The sequence below is a fragment of the Acinetobacter sp. 2JN-4 genome, from assembly GCF_003687745.1.
Lineage (GTDB): Bacteria > Pseudomonadota > Gammaproteobacteria > Pseudomonadales > Moraxellaceae > Acinetobacter > Acinetobacter halotolerans.
The window spans coordinates 44,450-60,783 of record NZ_RDNY01000011.1; the positions used below are offsets into that span (position 1 = coordinate 44,450).

Below are 16,334 nucleotides of genomic sequence, written 5' to 3' on the forward strand. Positions count from 1 at the left end.
TTTTAGTTATTCGTTTCAACACGATTTGCTAAGAACTGCATCAATAATGGTACTGGACGCCCCGTTGCACCTTTGGCTGTACCTGATAGCCATGCTGTTCCAGCAACATCAAGGTGTGCCCAGCGGTATTCACGTGTAAATCGCTCTAGGAAACATGCCGCGGTAATTGCACCACCATACGGTCCACCGATATTAGCGATGTCTGCAAAAGGTGAGTCGAGCAACTCCTGATATTCTTCCATCACAGGCATACGCCATACGCGGTCAAGCGACTGTTCGCCTGCCTGAAGTAAATCTTGTGCAAGCTCATCATCTGGCGTGAATAAGCCACTGACCACTTTACCCAGTGCAACGACACAAGCACCTGTTAATGTTGCGATATCAATCACGAGTGCAGGATTGAAACGTTTGATATAGGTTAATGTATCGCAAAGAACCAAACGGCCTTCTGCATCGGTGTTTAAGATTTCAATTGTTTGACCACTCATGCTAGTGACAATATCACCGGGACGCGTCGCACGACCTGAAGGCATGTTCTCAGCTGCTGCGATCGCACCGACTACATGAATTGGTAATCGTGCTTCACAGAGCGCCTGCATCGTACCCAAAACGGAGGCTGCACCGCACATATCAAATTTCATTTCGTCCATGCCTAAGCCAGGCTTTAGTGAAATACCACCTGTATCAAAAGTCACCCCTTTACCGACTAAAACGACAGGTGCTTGTTCGAGTTGGGTGTTGTATTCAAGAGTAATGATTCGTCCTTCACGATCAGAACCTTTGCTGACGGCTAAAAAGGCATTCATGCCTAAGTCTGCTATGTGTTGTTCGTTCAGCACATTCACGGTGAGCAGATCTGGGTATTGTGCAGCGAGGGCCAGTGCTTGATCTGCGAGATACTCAGGGAAACAGATGTTGCCGGGACGGTTGCCTAAATCACGTGCATAGTTTTGTCCAGATTGAACGGCATGAATCAAATTCAATTGTTGGTCATTCAATGGCGTCTGATCGACCATAAGTTGGATGCTTTCTAAAATAAATTCATTTTTCTTGGATTTGAATTCATCGTAAGCATAAGCCGCTTGGGTTAAGTTTAGAGCGAACAATTGATGTAAATCAGTAGGTAGCGCCGACAAATCTACAGTGATTTGTTTAAATTTATTTTGTGTTGATTTGATAATCGTTTGTGCGATTTTTGCTAATTTTATCGCTTTTAACTCAGAACTTTTGCCAAGACCTAACAACTGGGTGTTGCTTTGAACTGGGACTTGAGCAATTAACGGCAGGTTTTCATTAAAACCAGCTTTGAACTGTGTGACTGTAAGTATGTCTTCTAGTTGATTGATTTTATAGCTGTTTAGGTTTTTTTGTAAGTCTTCAGAATCAACCAAAATCCATAAAGATTCACTTGATGTTTGCGTTGGCAATGCGCGATGAAGGGTAAATTTCATTGTTTGTATAAAACCTAATGGACAAAAAAGAAAGTTAATCCCATTAAACACTTTCAGATATGAGGTTGCAATCCGCAACAAGCGATAGGTTTTATATTTTTAACATTCGGGTAAACTAGCATTACCCCTCGATTGGTCTATTTTTGGAAGCATTACTTTGATTATTCGGCGTTACCTCGTCAAACAAGTGGTGTCCACTTCACTGGTTGTGACTGCCTTACTGACTTTAATTATTATGGGCGGTCAGCTCATCAAGATATTTGGACGAGCTGCACAAGGACGTTTGGATGCTGGCGTTTTGCTCAGCATTATTGCCTATCGTTTGCCAGAATTCTTAACTTTGATTTTGCCATTGGGCTTTTTTATTGGCCTGATGTTGGTCTTTGGTCGTCTCTATGTCGATCATGAAATGGCGGTGCTCAATGGCAGTGGGGTCAGTCGTAATCAATTGACACGACTATTGTTGCCGATGAGCTTTGTATTTTTGATTGTGCAAGCGATATTGATGTGTTGGGGGGCATCTGCGGGCATCAGTGGTTATCAAAATCTGATGCAGACGCAAGCGGTGCGCGCAGGTTTTGATTTGGTGAGGCCAAGAGAGTTTATTTCCTCGGGATCATATACGATTTATGCGGGGTCGCTGTCAGAAGATCGGAAAAAGCTAAAAGATGTTTTTTATTATTATAAGTCTGATCGCGACGATAAACCTGATCAAATGATTTTGGCTAAAGAAGCGACTCGGGTAGAAATGGAAAATGATACTGCCAGCGTCGTTGATTTGGTGCAGGGTCGACGTTATGAAATCTATCCAAATCAGCCACGATATACCCAAGCTGAGTTTCAATCTTATCGTTTACGTTTAGAAAATGATAAGGATGTGAAATTTGAAAGTGAGGATGTTGAAGCCTTGTCGATGGCGAAATTATGGCAAAAACGTGATGATTTTGTGGTCAGAAGTGAGCTGGGCTGGCGGATTTTTGGTCCATTTGTCATGCTGGTTGCCTTGTTGCTTGCGGTGGCATTATCTGAAGTGAATCCACGTCAAGGACGATATTATCGTCTGATTCCTGCGATTTTTATTTTCGCCAGTTTGATTGTGTTGATGATTGCGATTAAAACTCGGATCAGTAAAGCAGAGTTAGACGTTTGGGCATACCCAGTTGTATTGCTTATTTATGCAATGGTCGCGGCAATTTTTGCACGGAAACAGAAACTGGCACCAAAAATCAAGAAAAGTATTCAGCGAGTGGGGTTGTAATGTTAGCACGTCGAATAGTCGCCAAACATGTGACAAAAACCACAGTCCTCGCCATGCTTGGTACAACGCTGGTGTTGTCTTTTTTGCAGGTGTTATTTACGTATCTCGGTGAGTTAGGCGCGCTGAAAGACAGTTATAATGCGTGGCAAGCCTTCCTCTATGTGATGTGGGGTGCACCCCGTTATCTTTATGAGATCTTGCCTGTTGCGGCATTGATTGGTTCTGTTCTGGGATTGGGAGCCTTGGCTTCAAATAGTGAACTCATCGTCATGCGTTCAGCTGGGATTAGCCTTTGGCGAATAGTCGGCTGGGTGATGCGTTCAGCGCTGTTGTTGATCGTCTTATCTTTTGTTCTGAGTGAATGGGTGGTTCCATATACCAATGAACAAGCCCAAAGCATCAAAAAGCAACGCAGTGTTGCCGCTTTAGGTGAAGTCAAAGGTTACTGGTCACGTGAAGGGCAGCGTTTTGTTTATATCGACTATGCCAACGCACAAGGGCAGCTTCGTAATATTCAGTCGATTGATTTTGATGAAAACTATCGCTTACAGTCTTTTGTAACGGCTGAACATGGCAACTTTGTCAAAGATGGGCAATGGACTTTAGAACAGGCACATCAAGTTGATTTATTAGCCCAAGGCAATGCCGTCAAAACTGACCACGCACAACAAGCTTTGGCTTTGGCGCTACAACCGAAATATGTGCATATGGTGACTTTGGATCCAGAAGATCTCTCTCCAAGTCAGCTAATTAGTTTTATGCGCTATATGGAGGAATACAGCCAAGTGCCAAAAACCTATGAATTAGCGTTTTGGCAGAAAGTTGCATCGCCGTTTGCTTTGATTGCGTTAGTGCTGATTGCATGTTCTTTTATTTTTGGTCCATTGCGCCAACAATCAATGGGTTTTCGTTTGGTGATTGCCTTATTTACAGGTCTAGGCTTTTTCTACCTACAAGACTTTATGGGTTATGCGAGCTTGGTCTATGCACCTTCACCTGCTTGGTTTGTATTATTACCGGTGGTGTTAATGTTTAGCATCGGTAGTTATTTATTGTATCGAGCAAGATAAACAATACTTTATTGATCCATTATTTCCCTGCTGTAGATGGGTGAAAGCCAGCAGCAAGGTCATAGAGAATTTGCTTAAATTTCGGTAAACTATGCCGATCAAATGATAGACACACAGAGAGCCCATTATGACGGATGCAAATGCTGGTAAAATTCCTCACGTTCTTGTAATTATGGATGGTGTAGGACATCGCGAAGCAGTCGAAGATAATGCGTATTTAGCCGCTAAAACGCCAAACCTTACAGCGATGAAAGCTAAGCATCCGAACAGTTTGATTTCTGGTTCAGGTGAAGATGTTGGTCTACCTGATGGTCAAATGGGCAACTCAGAAGTTGGACATATGAATCTTGGTGCTGGACGTGTGTTGTACCAAGATTTTACTCGAATTACCAAAGATATCCGTACGGGTGATTTTTTTGAGCATGAAGTCCTGATTGATGCCGTTGAAAAAGCCAAAGCTGCCAACGGTGCAGTGCATGTGATGGGACTGCTGTCTGAAGGTGGGGTGCATTCACATGAAGATCATATTGTTGCGATGTGTGAGCTAGCGCTCAAACGTGGCGCAACGGTTTATTTACATGCTTTTTTAGATGGTCGTGATACACCACCACGTAGTGCCAAACCGTCATTAGAAAAATTAGATGCCTTATTCGCTCAATATCCAGATCAAGGTCGTATTGTTTCGATGATTGGGCGCTATTTTGCAATGGATCGTGATAACCGTTGGGATCGTGTTGAACAGGCCTATCGTTTAATGACTGAGGGTGAGTCAACTCGAGTTGCAGCTACTGCCGTTGAAGGTTTGGAACAAGCGTATGCGGCAGAAGAAAATGATGAATTTGTCAAAGCAACTCGTATTGGTGAAGTCGTAAAAGTACAAGATGGCGATAGTCTAGTCTTTATGAATTTCCGAGCTGATCGTGCGCGTGAAATTACCCGTGCTTTTGTTGAAAGAGATTTTGCTGGTTTTACACGTAAAGTTATTCCTCAATTGTCAAAATTTGTCATGTTGACACGTTACCAAGCCAGTATTGATGCACCGATTGCTTATATGCCTGAAGGGTTAAAAAACTCGATTGGTGAATACCTGTCGAGTTTAGGCAAAACTCAATTACGGATTGCTGAAACTGAAAAATATGCACATGTGACCTTCTTCTTTAGCGGTGGGCGTGAGGATGAGTATACGGGTGAAAAACGTATTCTGATTCCATCGCCAAACGTTGCAACCTATGACTTAAAACCAGAAATGAGTGCCTATGAAGTCACGGATGAGTTGGTCAATGCAATTAACTCTGGTGAGTTTGATCTGTTGGTCGTGAACTATGCCAACGGTGATATGGTTGGACATACTGGGATATTTGACGCTGCGATCAAAGCTGTAGAAACCGTGGATACCTGCTTAGGTCGTGTTTATGATGCGGTGATGGCAAACAAAGGGCATATGTTAATTACTGCTGACCATGGTAATGTAGAGCAAATGCAAGATTATGTCAGTGGACAAGTCCATACCCAGCATACCACTGAGTTAGTTCCATTTATCTATGTCGGTCCTACCCAAGCCACAATTGCTGAAGGTGGTATCTTGGCTGACGTTGCGCCAACTTTACTCCATTTGATGCAGATTCCTGTACCTCCAGAAATGCAAGGTAAGAACTTAATTACTTTACAGTAATCTGCCCACTTAATCTCGCTTATACGGCGTGATGCTTTAGAAGGTGAACGTATGACTCAACACAACAACATTTATCGAGCACTATGGGCAAGTTTGTTGATGTGTTGGGGGCTTACACTTCATGCTGCTCCTCCTTCTGGATGGGGCGATGACAGCACATCAAGAAGTGCCGAAGTGCCGATTGAGTCGATTCAGCAGTTTGTACAGATTTATGGCATTGTGCGAGATAACTATGTTGATAAAAAATCAGATGATGCTTTATTTCAGCAGTCGATTAAAGGTTTGGTGAGTGGCTTAGATAATTATTCTCGTTATTTATCTGCTGAAGAGTATCGTCAACTGATTCAATATACCGAAGGTGATCTGGCTTCGGTCGATTTTAATTTAAATTATGATGCGCATACAAAATTGTGGCAGATTCAAGGTCTAAAAACAGGCTCTGATTCGAATAAACTGGGTCTGCGTAATGGGCAGGCGATTCTTAAAATTGATCATCAAGAGTTAAAAAACTTAAATCAAGACCAAGTCCAAGGGTTATTGTATGGCTCAATTGGTAGTACCATACAAATTTTGCCAGAAAACAATATAAGTACACTGATCTTGGTCAGAAATAAGAAAGTAGAAACAGATATAGAACCCGTTTTATTACACAATCAAGTTTTAGTCCTTAAAATTAGAGTGTTTCAACAAGACACAGCCAATGAAATTAAGCGACTCATTGAAGAGTTTGGTTCACAAAAATTAAAGGCTGTAGTGTTAGATCTGCGCAATAATCCGGGTGGTCTACTTTCAGCCGCAGTTGAATCGGCAGATTTATTTTTGGACAACGGTCTGATCGTCACAACCAAGAGCCGTTCCGAAGGTGATCAGCAATTTCAGGCGCTACCATCGAATGAGTTCCAAAAGCTTAAATTAGGAATCTTAATTAATCGTCGTTCGGCATCGGCTGCTGAAGTATTTACAGCTGCATTAAAAGAACATAAACGTGCATGGGTGGTTGGAGAAAATAGTTACGGTAAAGGCGTCGTACAAAAACTGTTTCCATTGCCGAGTGGCGCAGCGCTACAAATGACGGTGTCGCACTATTACACACCCAAAGATCAAATGATCGAAGGGCAAGGCATTCAGCCGAATCAAAGTTATGCTTTGCAGCCTGAAATGAAAGAAGATTATTATTTAGAGCATATCAGCGAATTAGTGCTGAAAAGTAAGCCTTAATGCAATGAAGCCCCTGATTATTAGGGGCTTCATTTTTTTTAAGAATTATTCGTCCTCTTCAGTATCCAAGCCGAATTTCTTTAAACGATAGCGTAAAGAGCGGAAGGTCATCCCTAATTTCTTAGCAGCTAAGGTTCGATTCCAGTGGGTTAAGTTAAGTGCGTTGAGCAGGACTTCTTTCTCAATATTTTCTAAATAACGTTCTAAGCCTTCAGGTGGAAGCTTTTTGGAACTGGTGCTTGGACTGGTTGAATATTGTGCTGGTTCAACATCTTCTTGAGTATAGAGTGATGCTGTTGGCATCGAGATCGTGCGCAAAGGTGCGGTCTGTAAGTGTGCGAGGTCAATGCTGTTATCATCGCTAAGCGTCATTGCGCGTTCAATGATATTACGCAATTCACGGACATTGCCAGGGAAGTATTGCTGTAGCAAGAACTGCTCGGCACGAGTCGATAAGGATTTAGGCGATAAATCCCATTCCTGACTAATTCTCTGGATGAAGTGATTGGCCAATAACAGGATATCTTGTCCGCGTTCGCGTAAGGGTGGAAGTACGATATCCATCACATGAATACGGAAAAATAAATCTTGTCTAAATCGACCTTGTTGCACCAATAGTTCCAGGTCTTGATGACTGGCACTAATCACTCGAAAATCAACATCAATTTCCTGATCCGAACCGACAGGGCGAATTCTCTTTTCCTGTACTGCACGCAGTAATTTTACTTGCATATTCAAAGGCAATTCAGCAATTTCATCTAAAAATAAACTACCGCCGTGCGCAGAAAGAATTAAGCCTTGTTTGTCTTGTGTCGCACCCGTAAAGCTGCCTTTTTTATGCCCAAATAACTCGCTCTCCATCAATTCAGTTGGAATCGCACCACAGTTAATCGCGATAAATGGCCCTTCACTACGATTGCTTAAACGATGGACCAGATTTGCAACCACCTCTTTGCCTGTTCCTGATTCACCTGTAATAAACACAGGCGCTTGAGAACGCGCAATTTTCTTTAAAGCGATCCGTAACTGTTGAATTGGCGGCGAGCGCCCGATTAACAGTTTATTTTCTAACGCTGTTTCGGCTGCCTCTTGTTCAGGTTGCGGTCGATTCAAGGCTTTTTGAATCAATTGATCCAAATGCTTTTGATTGACTGGTTTACTGACAAAATCAAATGCACCTGCTTTTAGTGCTGCAATCGCAATGTCCATATTGCCATAAGCCGTAAGTACAGCGATGGGTGTGTTGGGATGGTTCTGAGTGACGTGTTTGACTAAATCTAAACCGTTGCCATCTGGGAGGTTCAAATCTGTTAGACAAGCATCATACTGAAACTCAGTGAAAAACTTTTTTGCTTGCTCAATCCGATAAGCGAGATGTGTCTTGATGCCCATTCGTGCAAGTGTCATTTGCATTAAGAGACACAAGTCCTCTTCATCGTCTACAAGCAAGACGAGTGGTTGTTTAGTTGTCATTCCCCGAAAAACCTAATTTAATCAATTAATTATTGAGCACTCAATCCTGAAGCATGCTCCTTGTTGTCGCTCTACATAAGTGAGCTTTGCATGATTTGCCTCACAAAATGTATGAGACAGATACAATCCTAAACCAGTTCCATTAATTTCGGTACTAAAAAATGGTTTAAACAGTTGAGAAAGGTCACGTTTCGCAACACCCGTACCAAAATCAATCACATCAATGCGTATTCGTCCCTCATAGCTCTGAACTTCGATCTCAATATAAGGGGCATCTGAGGCATTATGGCGCAATGCATTTCGAATTAAATTAATCAGCACTTGGCGTAATTGTTTGTCATCAAATAGAACTTTGATGTCTTCAGGAATGTTGAGCTGAATCATGTGTTTGACGTCAGCTAAGTCCTCATTGCATAGACTTTCAAAGAATGTGGTCAGATCAATCGTTTGAGGCTCTGTTGGCTTGTTACGTGCCATCGCCAAGGTGTCTTGCACAATGCAGTCAATCCGCTTCGCTTGTTTGCTAATCATACGAGACAGCATTTCTTGTTGATGCTCATCGCTGGCTTTAAATAACTCATTGGCTTGCACGATCGCAGCCAAAGGGTTGCGAATCTCATGGGCGATGCTGGCCGAGAGTTGTCCTAGCGCAGCTAATTTTAATTGTTGTACTTGTTGCGTGAGCTTCTGCGCATCTTTTAATACCAGCAACACCAGTGCTTGTTCAGGAACGATTAAATGTTTCACCCGAACATTGACGGTATATAGACTCTGTTGCGACTCAAATGTAAATTCTTCGCCATCTTCTAAATCACTAAATTTAATCAGTTCAAAGAGATCTGGTTGCCACTTAATGAGGGGCGTTTTTTCAGTCGAGACAGGCACGTGAATGCCCAATAAGGCGTTGGCAGCGGGATTGGTCAATACGATATGATTGCTTTCATCGAGTACCAAATAGCCGTCTTCAATTTGTTCCAGAATATAGCGGTTAATATTTTGAAGTTGATGAATTTCAATCGATTGATGAAAGGTCAATGCTTCTAAAATATTAAACCGTTGTACTGCAATACGCCCAATCGCAAACACCACGAAAAATAAAAAGGCCAATAGCAGACTATTGCCTAAATGATTTAAGTTGTTGTAATCAAGAAAGTTACCAATGAAACGCTGGTAAATCACCATGATCACAGCAAAAAGCGTAATAATCAGGGAAAGTCGGGCATCGAGTAAGATTGCAGATGAAAAAATAATAATGACGTAGAGCAAGCTGAGTTGCAGATTGGGTCCACCTGTTGAAAAGGTGATAATACTTAAGCAGACCACATCAATGATGAAGATCAAGATAAGTTGCTTACTGATTTGTGATGGAACCAATCTTAGAAATAAAAGCTGACCGATATTGAGCGTGACATAAGCGATCAGCGTATAGAAATATAAAGACGGGTAAATGTAATTGTTGGCCAGTTGCTCGGCGGTCAATAGGTAAATGAGCAATAAGCTGACGGAAATAATCAGACGATATCCGCTATACCAAGCGCCTAGTTGGTAAATGGTTTGTGACACTGAGGATGCAATTTTTCCCAACATAGGCGATTCACAAGGGTTTTAAGGTTTAATCAGTCCATAACGAATCGCAAGATGGGTGAGTTTGACATCACTATCAATTGCCAGTTTTTCAAAAATACGATAACGATAGGTATTTACGGTCTTCACACTGACAAATAACTTGTCAGCGATTTCTTGGGCGCTAATACAGTTGACCACCATCATCGCCACTTGCATTTCACGTTCAGACAGCGCATCAAAAGGGGATTGCTGCGTATCAGAAAGATAAGAACTGGCCAGTTGCTCAGCGATGTCAGCACTGAAATATTTACCACCCAGCATCACTTTGTTAATCGCACGAACCATTTCCGCAATCGGTGCACCTTTGGTGATATATCCTTTGGCGCCTGCTTTGAGTAAAAGGGAAGGGTAAGGTTCTTCTGCTAGACCACTTACAGCGATAACTTTTGTATCCGGAGCACTTTGTAACAAGCGTCGTGTGGTTTCTACACCACCAATCCCCGGCATGTTTACATCCAGAAGCACAACCTGAGGGTGTTTTTGGCGAACAATAGCGATCGCGTCTTCTCCAGATTCGGCCTGTCCAATGACCTCAACTTCTGGGTGGTCTTCTAACATACGACAAATACCAGTACGTACGAGTTCATGATCATCAACAACGAGAACAGTGATCAAGAAGACCTCCTTTTATTAAAAAATTGGTTTTTTGTTACATAAAGCAAAATTAGCTTGCAATGAAATGACAAAATTAGCAATGCTATTCTTCATTTTAAGAGAATAGTTGTACACAATTGTGTCTATAAAAGCTTTACCCAATATGCTCAAATGTAAGGCATAATGATAGTAAGCGCAAATGTGCAGCACCCTGAGTTGAGTATTGTGTCGTGAAAAATGCTAAAAAATCTGTCATGCATGTCTTAGGCATGTCTATCTTGTTGGCTTGGAGTTCAACAAGTTTTGCTGAGTTGGTTGTTAATAACAATTCAGCGTCTTCGATTGACAATGGTTCAGCATCATTGAGCTGGTCGGCCAGTGATGTCAATCAGTTGATGAATGATGATGAGTCATTGGATATTACTCCACAAGGCTCTACGTCTGTAACGACGACTTTGCGTAGTGGTGGATCTGCTACGATTAGTTCATCAGCAACGCCACAAAAAAGCGTTCAGATACGTGATACTTCTGGTTCAATCAGCCAGCCTTCAGTGAATGCACGCGCTGCATTGGTGATGGATGCGCAAACGGGTGAAGTGCTGTATAGCAAAAATACCAACTCAGCTTTGCCAATCGCGTCAATCACCAAAGTCATGACAGCCGTGGTTACTGCTGATGCTCGATTGAACATGTCTGAAGAAATTACTTTACAGAGCATCGATTTTGCTGGCGCAGGCGGAAAGAACTCGAGTTCCACACTACGCGCAGGCGATAGTATGAATCGAGCAGAATTATTACTATTCGCTTTGATGAAATCAGAAAATCCTGCTGCTGCTGCTTTAGCGCGAACTTATCCAGGTGGGCGTAATGCTTTCTATGCGGCGATGAACAGCAAAGCAAAACAATTGGGAATGACAGCGACCCATTATGTCGAGTCAACAGGTTTACATCCGGGCAATGTTTCATCGGCACGTGATCTGGGTATTTTAGTCAGTGCAGCTTCACAGTATGGTTTGATTCGTCAGTTCTCAACCACACCAACTTATGATTTTAATTTAGGTTATCGAGTTCTTAAGTCGAATAATACCAACGCCTTGGTTCGTAATGGCGGTTGGAATATTAACTTGTCAAAAACAGGTTTTATTAATGAGGCGGGACGTTGTGTGGTGATGCATACCACTGTGAATTCTCGTCCTGCTGTTGTAGTACTACTTGGTGCATCGAGCTCTCAAGCACGTACCAACGATGCAACCAACTTATTGACTTGGTTAAATACTTTGCCAAAACGTGTTTAATTATTATTGAACAAATAAAAAACCAGTTGCATGCAACTGGTTTTTTATTTTATAAGACGCGATGGTTACATATTAGAAAGAATCGAATCTTTTACTTGATCCATCGTAGCATCAATCGACAACATCACAGCATCAGCACATTGCTTGATCGCTGTATCAGGATCTTTTAAGCCATTCCCTGTAACAGTACAGACAATCACAGAACCTTCAGCGATTTTACCTGCTTTAAGATCACGGATTGCACCGCCAATCGATGCTGCTGATGCAGGCTCGACAAAGACACCTTCATACATTGAAAGTAAGCGTTGTGCTTCTAGGATTTCAGCATCTGTTAGTTCATCAAACCAACCTTTAGAATCACGTACTACGGCTTTAGCATGGTTCCAGCTTTGCGGGTTACCAATACGAATTGCAGTTGCAACAGTTTCAGGATGCTCTACTGGTGCGCCACGTAAGAATGGCGCAGCGCCAGCAGCCTGATAACCGACCATGGTTGGTAAGCCTTCTGGTTTTGGTCCAGTAAACTGATCTGTAGCTGCATCGTAAATCACTTGTTCAAACTGATCAGCAGGCTGATTTGCAACAGCTTCAGTGTAACCCATCCAGTGTGCAGTGATATTACCCGCATTGCCCACTGGCAAGCAGTGATAGTCAGGTGCACGACCCAAAGCTTCTACGATTTCATAAGCAATGGTTTTTTGACCTTGCAAACGATAAGGATTAATTGAGTTTACAATAGTAACAGGTGCTTGATCAGCAACCTCTTTGACGAGGCGCATACCATCATCAAAGTTACCGCGGATTTGCATGGTAATCGCACCGTACATCATCGCCTGAGCCATTTTACCCATCGCAATCTTGCCTTCTGGAATCAAAACAAATGCCTTGATGCCTGCACGCGCTGCATAAGCTGCTGCGGCTGCTGAGGTATTTCCTGTAGATGCACAGATGATCGCTTTAGAGCCTTCTTCAACTGCTTTGGTCACCGCCATCGTCATACCACGGTCTTTAAACGAACCTGTTGGATTCAGACCTTCGTATTTCACGTAGATTTCAACGTTTTTACCAATAATACGTGGAATATTCTCGAGTTTAATGAGCGGTGTATTACCTTCACCTAAAGAAATTGCACGCGTAGTTGCAGATACAGGTAAACGGTCACGATAACGATCTACAAGACCAGTATAACGATTGGCATTCGACATGATGGTGTTCCAATATATAGATATTTTAAATCTTTGTTTTCAAAAGGGACTTGACGATGTGCAAGTCCCCCCTTTGAAAAGGGGGATTTAGGGGGATTTAAAAACCTGATTAACTATCGAGCGATTCTAAACGAATTCTGACGATTTCGCCATGAATTGCAGGTAATGCTTGAATTTGTGCAAGCGCTTCATCCATTTTTGATTCAACAATTGGATCAGTTAAAATCACGATTGGAATCAAATCTTTTAGACGAGATTGTTGCATGATGGCATCAATACTAATACCTGTACGGCTTAAAATCGCGGTGACATCAGCCAGTACGCCTGTCTGATCTTCGGCATTTAGACGGATGTAGTATCCAGTCGTCATTTCTTCACGGCTTAAAATCGGCATGTCGGCTAGGGCTTCAAATGCCAATTGCGGAATAGTCCCCGCACCATCTTCGGTATACGAGATGTCACGAACAATATCAATCACATCAGCTACGACAGCAGAAGCCGTTGGACTCGCACCAGCGCCGGCACCGTAATAAAGCGTTGGACCGACGGCATGCGCTTGTACCAACACTGCATTTTTAACGCCGTTTACATTGGCTATCAACTGTTCAGCAGGGATCAATGTTGGATGTACACGCAGTTCAATACCATTGGCTGCGCGGCGAGCAATACCTAAATGCTTGATACGGAAACCAAGTTCTTCGGCATATTTCACATCTTGCGCGGTGATTTTGCTGATCCCTTCGGTATACACCTTGTTAAATTGTAATGGGATACCAAAAGCACAAGAGGCTAAAATCGTAAGCTTGTGTGCTGCATCAATCCCTTCAACATCGAAGGTTGGATCCGCTTCAGCATAACCAAGTTGTTGTGCTTCAGCCAAAACATCTGCAAATGCACGACCTTTTTCGCGCATTTCGGTGAGGATAAAGTTACCTGTACCGTTGATAATCCCTGCGAGCCATTGGATGTGGTTGGCAGCAAGACCTTCACGGATCACTTTAATAATCGGAATACCGCCAGCAACGGCTGCTTCATAAGCGATTTGTACCGCGTTATCCTCAGCAGCTTTAAACAGTTCATTGCCATGTTCAGCAAGTAAGGCTTTGTTTGCTGTGACGACTTGCTTGCCATGTTTAATGGCTTCCATAATCAGTTCATAAGCAGGATGAATCCCACCCATGACTTCCACAACGACATCAACATCAGGTTGACGCACAATTTCCATCAGATCAGCGCTTTGCTGAATCCCTGCGAGTTGTAAATCTGGACGTGGACGGCGGGTGCCTACGTGTGTAATTTGAATTTCTCGACCAGTACGGCGTTTAATTTCAGCAGCATTTTCTTGTAGTAATTTAAGGGCTCCACCACCAACAGTACCAAGACCGAGTATCGCCAGACGAACTGGTTTCACGTCACACTCCATTTTATTCAATCATTTTAATGAAGCTTGATCATAGCTAAAAAAATGCAGCGAAACTAGGGCTAAGATCATCTTTAATCTGTCGCCCAAGTCGTTCTTTCTTGGCGGTAGAGAAAAGGCTTATTTGTTTAAGCGTTGAGCGATTTCATCCGCAGTCATATAGCCGCCTAAATACTCACCCTCAACGTTATAAATTGCAGGCGTACCATTCACACCCATATTTAAACCGAGTTGGTATTGGTCGCTTACTGGATTTTTACACTCGGCTGCTGTAACAGGTAAGCCTTGAATCGCTTGATCAAATGCAGCTTTACGATCTTTACTACACCAGATGGCTTGCATCGTTGGCATAAATTGATCACCACGCGGCCATGCAATATAACGAATCTCAATGCCCTTTTCGTTTATGGCAGGAATATTTTCATGGAGTCGGTGGCAGTATGGACAGCTCGAATCGGTAAATACATAAATGATATGTTTGGCTTTACCACCTTTGGCTGGATAAACAATCAGGTCTTCATTCTTTAATGAAGCCAAGTGTTTTTTGTTCTCAGTGGCTTGCAGTGCTTCGCTGACATTATGTAGTTGTTTGTCGCCTAAGCGAATTACATCACCTTGAATAATATATTGACCATCGCTGGTGGCATACACAGAACCCATACCTTCAAGATTGACCCAGAATAAGTTGGAAACTTCAGTTTTTTGTATTGAAACGATTTTGGCGTTAATTTTAGCGGTTTTAAAATTCTTTTCTAAAGTCGAGACCAAACGTTGTTGTGCATTACGCTCATTTAACGTGGATGCTTCACCTGTCGCAGGTGTGCTTGCTGTGAGCGTATCTTGTTTTTGTGCTGAATTTTCTTTTGAACAAGCACTGACCAATAAGGTTGAGGCTAATGTACAAGCAAGTACAAGCTGAGATCGAGTAAACACCATAAAGAACCTTTTTTGTACGTTTTCATTTCTATAAGCGGCTAAGCATACCAAAAAAATCAAATGACTTCGTTAAATCTTGCTGACTCTCTGTGAATGAGAATATCTTCTCGCTGATTCCCAGATAAAAGGTTATTTTAGCCGCGCGGATGGTGTTTGCTATGCAGTTCTTGCATACGATGTTGCGCAACATGAGTGTAAATCTGTGTGGTAGATAGGTCACTGTGTCCGAGTAGCATTTGGACGACACGTAAATCAGCACCATGATTCAAAAGGTGTGTTGCAAAAGCATGGCGTAAAGTATGCGGTGATAGTTCAGTTTGGATGTTGGCTTGAAGGGCATAGCGTTTAATTGCATACCAAAAATTTTGACGGCTCATAATTCCACCATGCTGGGTTAGAAATAGATAATCAGTACTACTCTTATACAGCTGTGGTCGAGATTCTGCTAAATATTTTTCGATCCACTCGCAAGCATATTGCCCAAGTGGTACCAGTCGTTCTTTATTGCCTTTACCCGTAATACGTAAAAAACCTTGTTTTAAATTAATGAGTTCTAAGCGCAAATTGAGTAACTCTGAAACGCGCAAACCGCAAGCATATAAAACCTCGAGCATGGCGCGATCACGTAGACCTAAAGCATTGCTAATGTCTGGTGCATGAATCAGAGCCTCCACATCTTGTTCGGATAGATCCTTTGGCAATGCTCGACCAATTTTCGGCGATTGATGGGTGGCAACAGGATTGTCATCTCTGAGTTTTTGTTCTCTTAGAAATTTATAAAATTGACGTAAAGCGGATAAGCAGCGAGCGATAGAGCGAGGACTCTTTCCTGCTTTGGTCAATGCAATCAATACATCCGCAATATCATTACTCGACCATTGTGGTAATACGCCATTTTTGTGCAATTCACTACATTGAATCAGGTCAGATAAATAAGCATTACGGGTATGTGGACTGACGGTTTGCGCAACTAAATAATCACGGAAACCCTGTAAAAAACCCAAATGTTCGGGAATGGTCACGGCGGCAGGGATGCGCGGTTTTTTATTTAACATGGTCATTCAGATATGCATGATGTGTTGGCACTGTAAAAGAAAAAAGAAGGCTTGTCGATTG

The 16,334-nt window shown here is 42.5% G+C and carries 13 protein-coding genes; 5 read left to right on the forward strand and 8 right to left on the reverse strand.

The genetic code is table 11. The features are described 5' to 3' along the window. Window positions 1-2: 2 nt before the first annotated feature. Window positions 3-1,451: a leucyl aminopeptidase gene (locus EAH57_RS14115; RefSeq protein WP_121930610.1), complete on the reverse strand. Its 1,449-nt coding sequence runs from the start codon at window positions 1,449-1,451 to the stop codon at window positions 3-5. A 157-nt stretch (window positions 1,452-1,608) separates the two neighbouring features. On the opposite strand from EAH57_RS14115, the gene lptF reads away from it, so the two are divergent. From lptF to EAH57_RS14135, 4 genes are all read left to right on the forward strand, one after another. Continuing rightward, entirely contained in the window at window positions 1,609-2,709 is a 1,101-nt protein-coding gene (lptF, locus tag EAH57_RS14120) for an LPS export ABC transporter permease LptF (protein ID WP_121930611.1), read from the forward strand. Continuing rightward, complete coding sequence (lptG, locus tag EAH57_RS14125; protein WP_121930612.1) at window positions 2,709-3,779, forward strand: LPS export ABC transporter permease LptG; 1,071 nt, start codon at window positions 2,709-2,711, stop codon at window positions 3,777-3,779. The genes lptF and lptG overlap by 1 nt, the downstream gene beginning before the upstream one ends. A 127-nt stretch (window positions 3,780-3,906) precedes the next feature. Next, window positions 3,907-5,451 (forward strand): 2,3-bisphosphoglycerate-independent phosphoglycerate mutase, encoded by a 1,545-nt coding sequence (gpmI, locus tag EAH57_RS14130; RefSeq protein ID WP_121930613.1) that lies wholly within the window; start codon window positions 3,907-3,909, stop codon window positions 5,449-5,451. Window positions 5,452-5,502: 51 nt separating this feature from the next. Next, window positions 5,503-6,669 (forward strand): S41 family peptidase, encoded by a 1,167-nt coding sequence (locus EAH57_RS14135; RefSeq protein ID WP_121930614.1) that lies wholly within the window; start codon window positions 5,503-5,505, stop codon window positions 6,667-6,669. 45 nt (window positions 6,670-6,714) lie between these two features. Here EAH57_RS14135 and EAH57_RS14140 read toward each other — a convergent pair whose 3' ends face one another. Genes EAH57_RS14140 through EAH57_RS14150 form a run of 3 tightly spaced genes read right to left on the reverse strand, consistent with a single transcriptional unit; the run spans window position 6,715 to window position 10,383 of the window. Continuing rightward, window positions 6,715-8,142 (reverse strand): sigma-54-dependent transcriptional regulator, encoded by a 1,428-nt coding sequence (locus EAH57_RS14140; RefSeq protein WP_121930615.1) that lies wholly within the window; start codon window positions 8,140-8,142, stop codon window positions 6,715-6,717. Window positions 8,143-8,163: 21 nt separating this feature from the next. Next, window positions 8,164-9,729 (reverse strand): sensor histidine kinase, encoded by a 1,566-nt coding sequence (locus EAH57_RS14145; RefSeq protein WP_121930616.1) that lies wholly within the window; start codon window positions 9,727-9,729, stop codon window positions 8,164-8,166. An 18-nt stretch (window positions 9,730-9,747) separates the two neighbouring features. Continuing rightward, the gene (locus EAH57_RS14150) at window positions 9,748-10,383 is read right to left on the reverse strand and encodes a response regulator (RefSeq protein WP_004668213.1); all 636 of its coding nucleotides are present in this window, start codon (window positions 10,381-10,383) and stop codon (window positions 9,748-9,750) included. 209 nt (window positions 10,384-10,592) lie between these two features. Between EAH57_RS14150 and pbpG the strand changes: the two genes are divergently transcribed. Next, a complete protein-coding gene (gene pbpG / locus EAH57_RS14155; protein ID WP_121930617.1) occupies window positions 10,593-11,657 on the forward strand; it encodes a D-alanyl-D-alanine endopeptidase PBP7/8 in 1,065 nt (354 codons plus the stop codon). A 65-nt stretch (window positions 11,658-11,722) separates the two neighbouring features. On the opposite strand, the gene thrC is transcribed toward pbpG, so the two are convergent. From thrC to xerD, 4 genes are all read right to left on the reverse strand, one after another. Beyond that, window positions 11,723-12,862: a threonine synthase gene (gene thrC, locus EAH57_RS14160; RefSeq protein ID WP_005194683.1), complete on the reverse strand. Its 1,140-nt coding sequence runs from the start codon at window positions 12,860-12,862 to the stop codon at window positions 11,723-11,725. Between the two features lie 109 nt (window positions 12,863-12,971). Further along, window positions 12,972-14,273, reverse strand: coding sequence for a homoserine dehydrogenase (locus tag EAH57_RS14165; protein ID WP_004668219.1), 1,302 nt, complete (start codon window positions 14,271-14,273; stop codon window positions 12,972-12,974). Window positions 14,274-14,402: 129 nt separating this feature from the next. Further along, window positions 14,403-15,218: a DsbC family protein gene (locus tag EAH57_RS14170; RefSeq protein ID WP_121930618.1), complete on the reverse strand. Its 816-nt coding sequence runs from the start codon at window positions 15,216-15,218 to the stop codon at window positions 14,403-14,405. Between the two features lie 134 nt (window positions 15,219-15,352). Further along, window positions 15,353-16,273, reverse strand: a complete 921-nt coding sequence (gene xerD, locus EAH57_RS14175; protein WP_121930642.1) for a site-specific tyrosine recombinase XerD — start codon at window positions 16,271-16,273, stop codon at window positions 15,353-15,355. Window positions 16,274-16,334 lie beyond the last annotated feature (61 nt).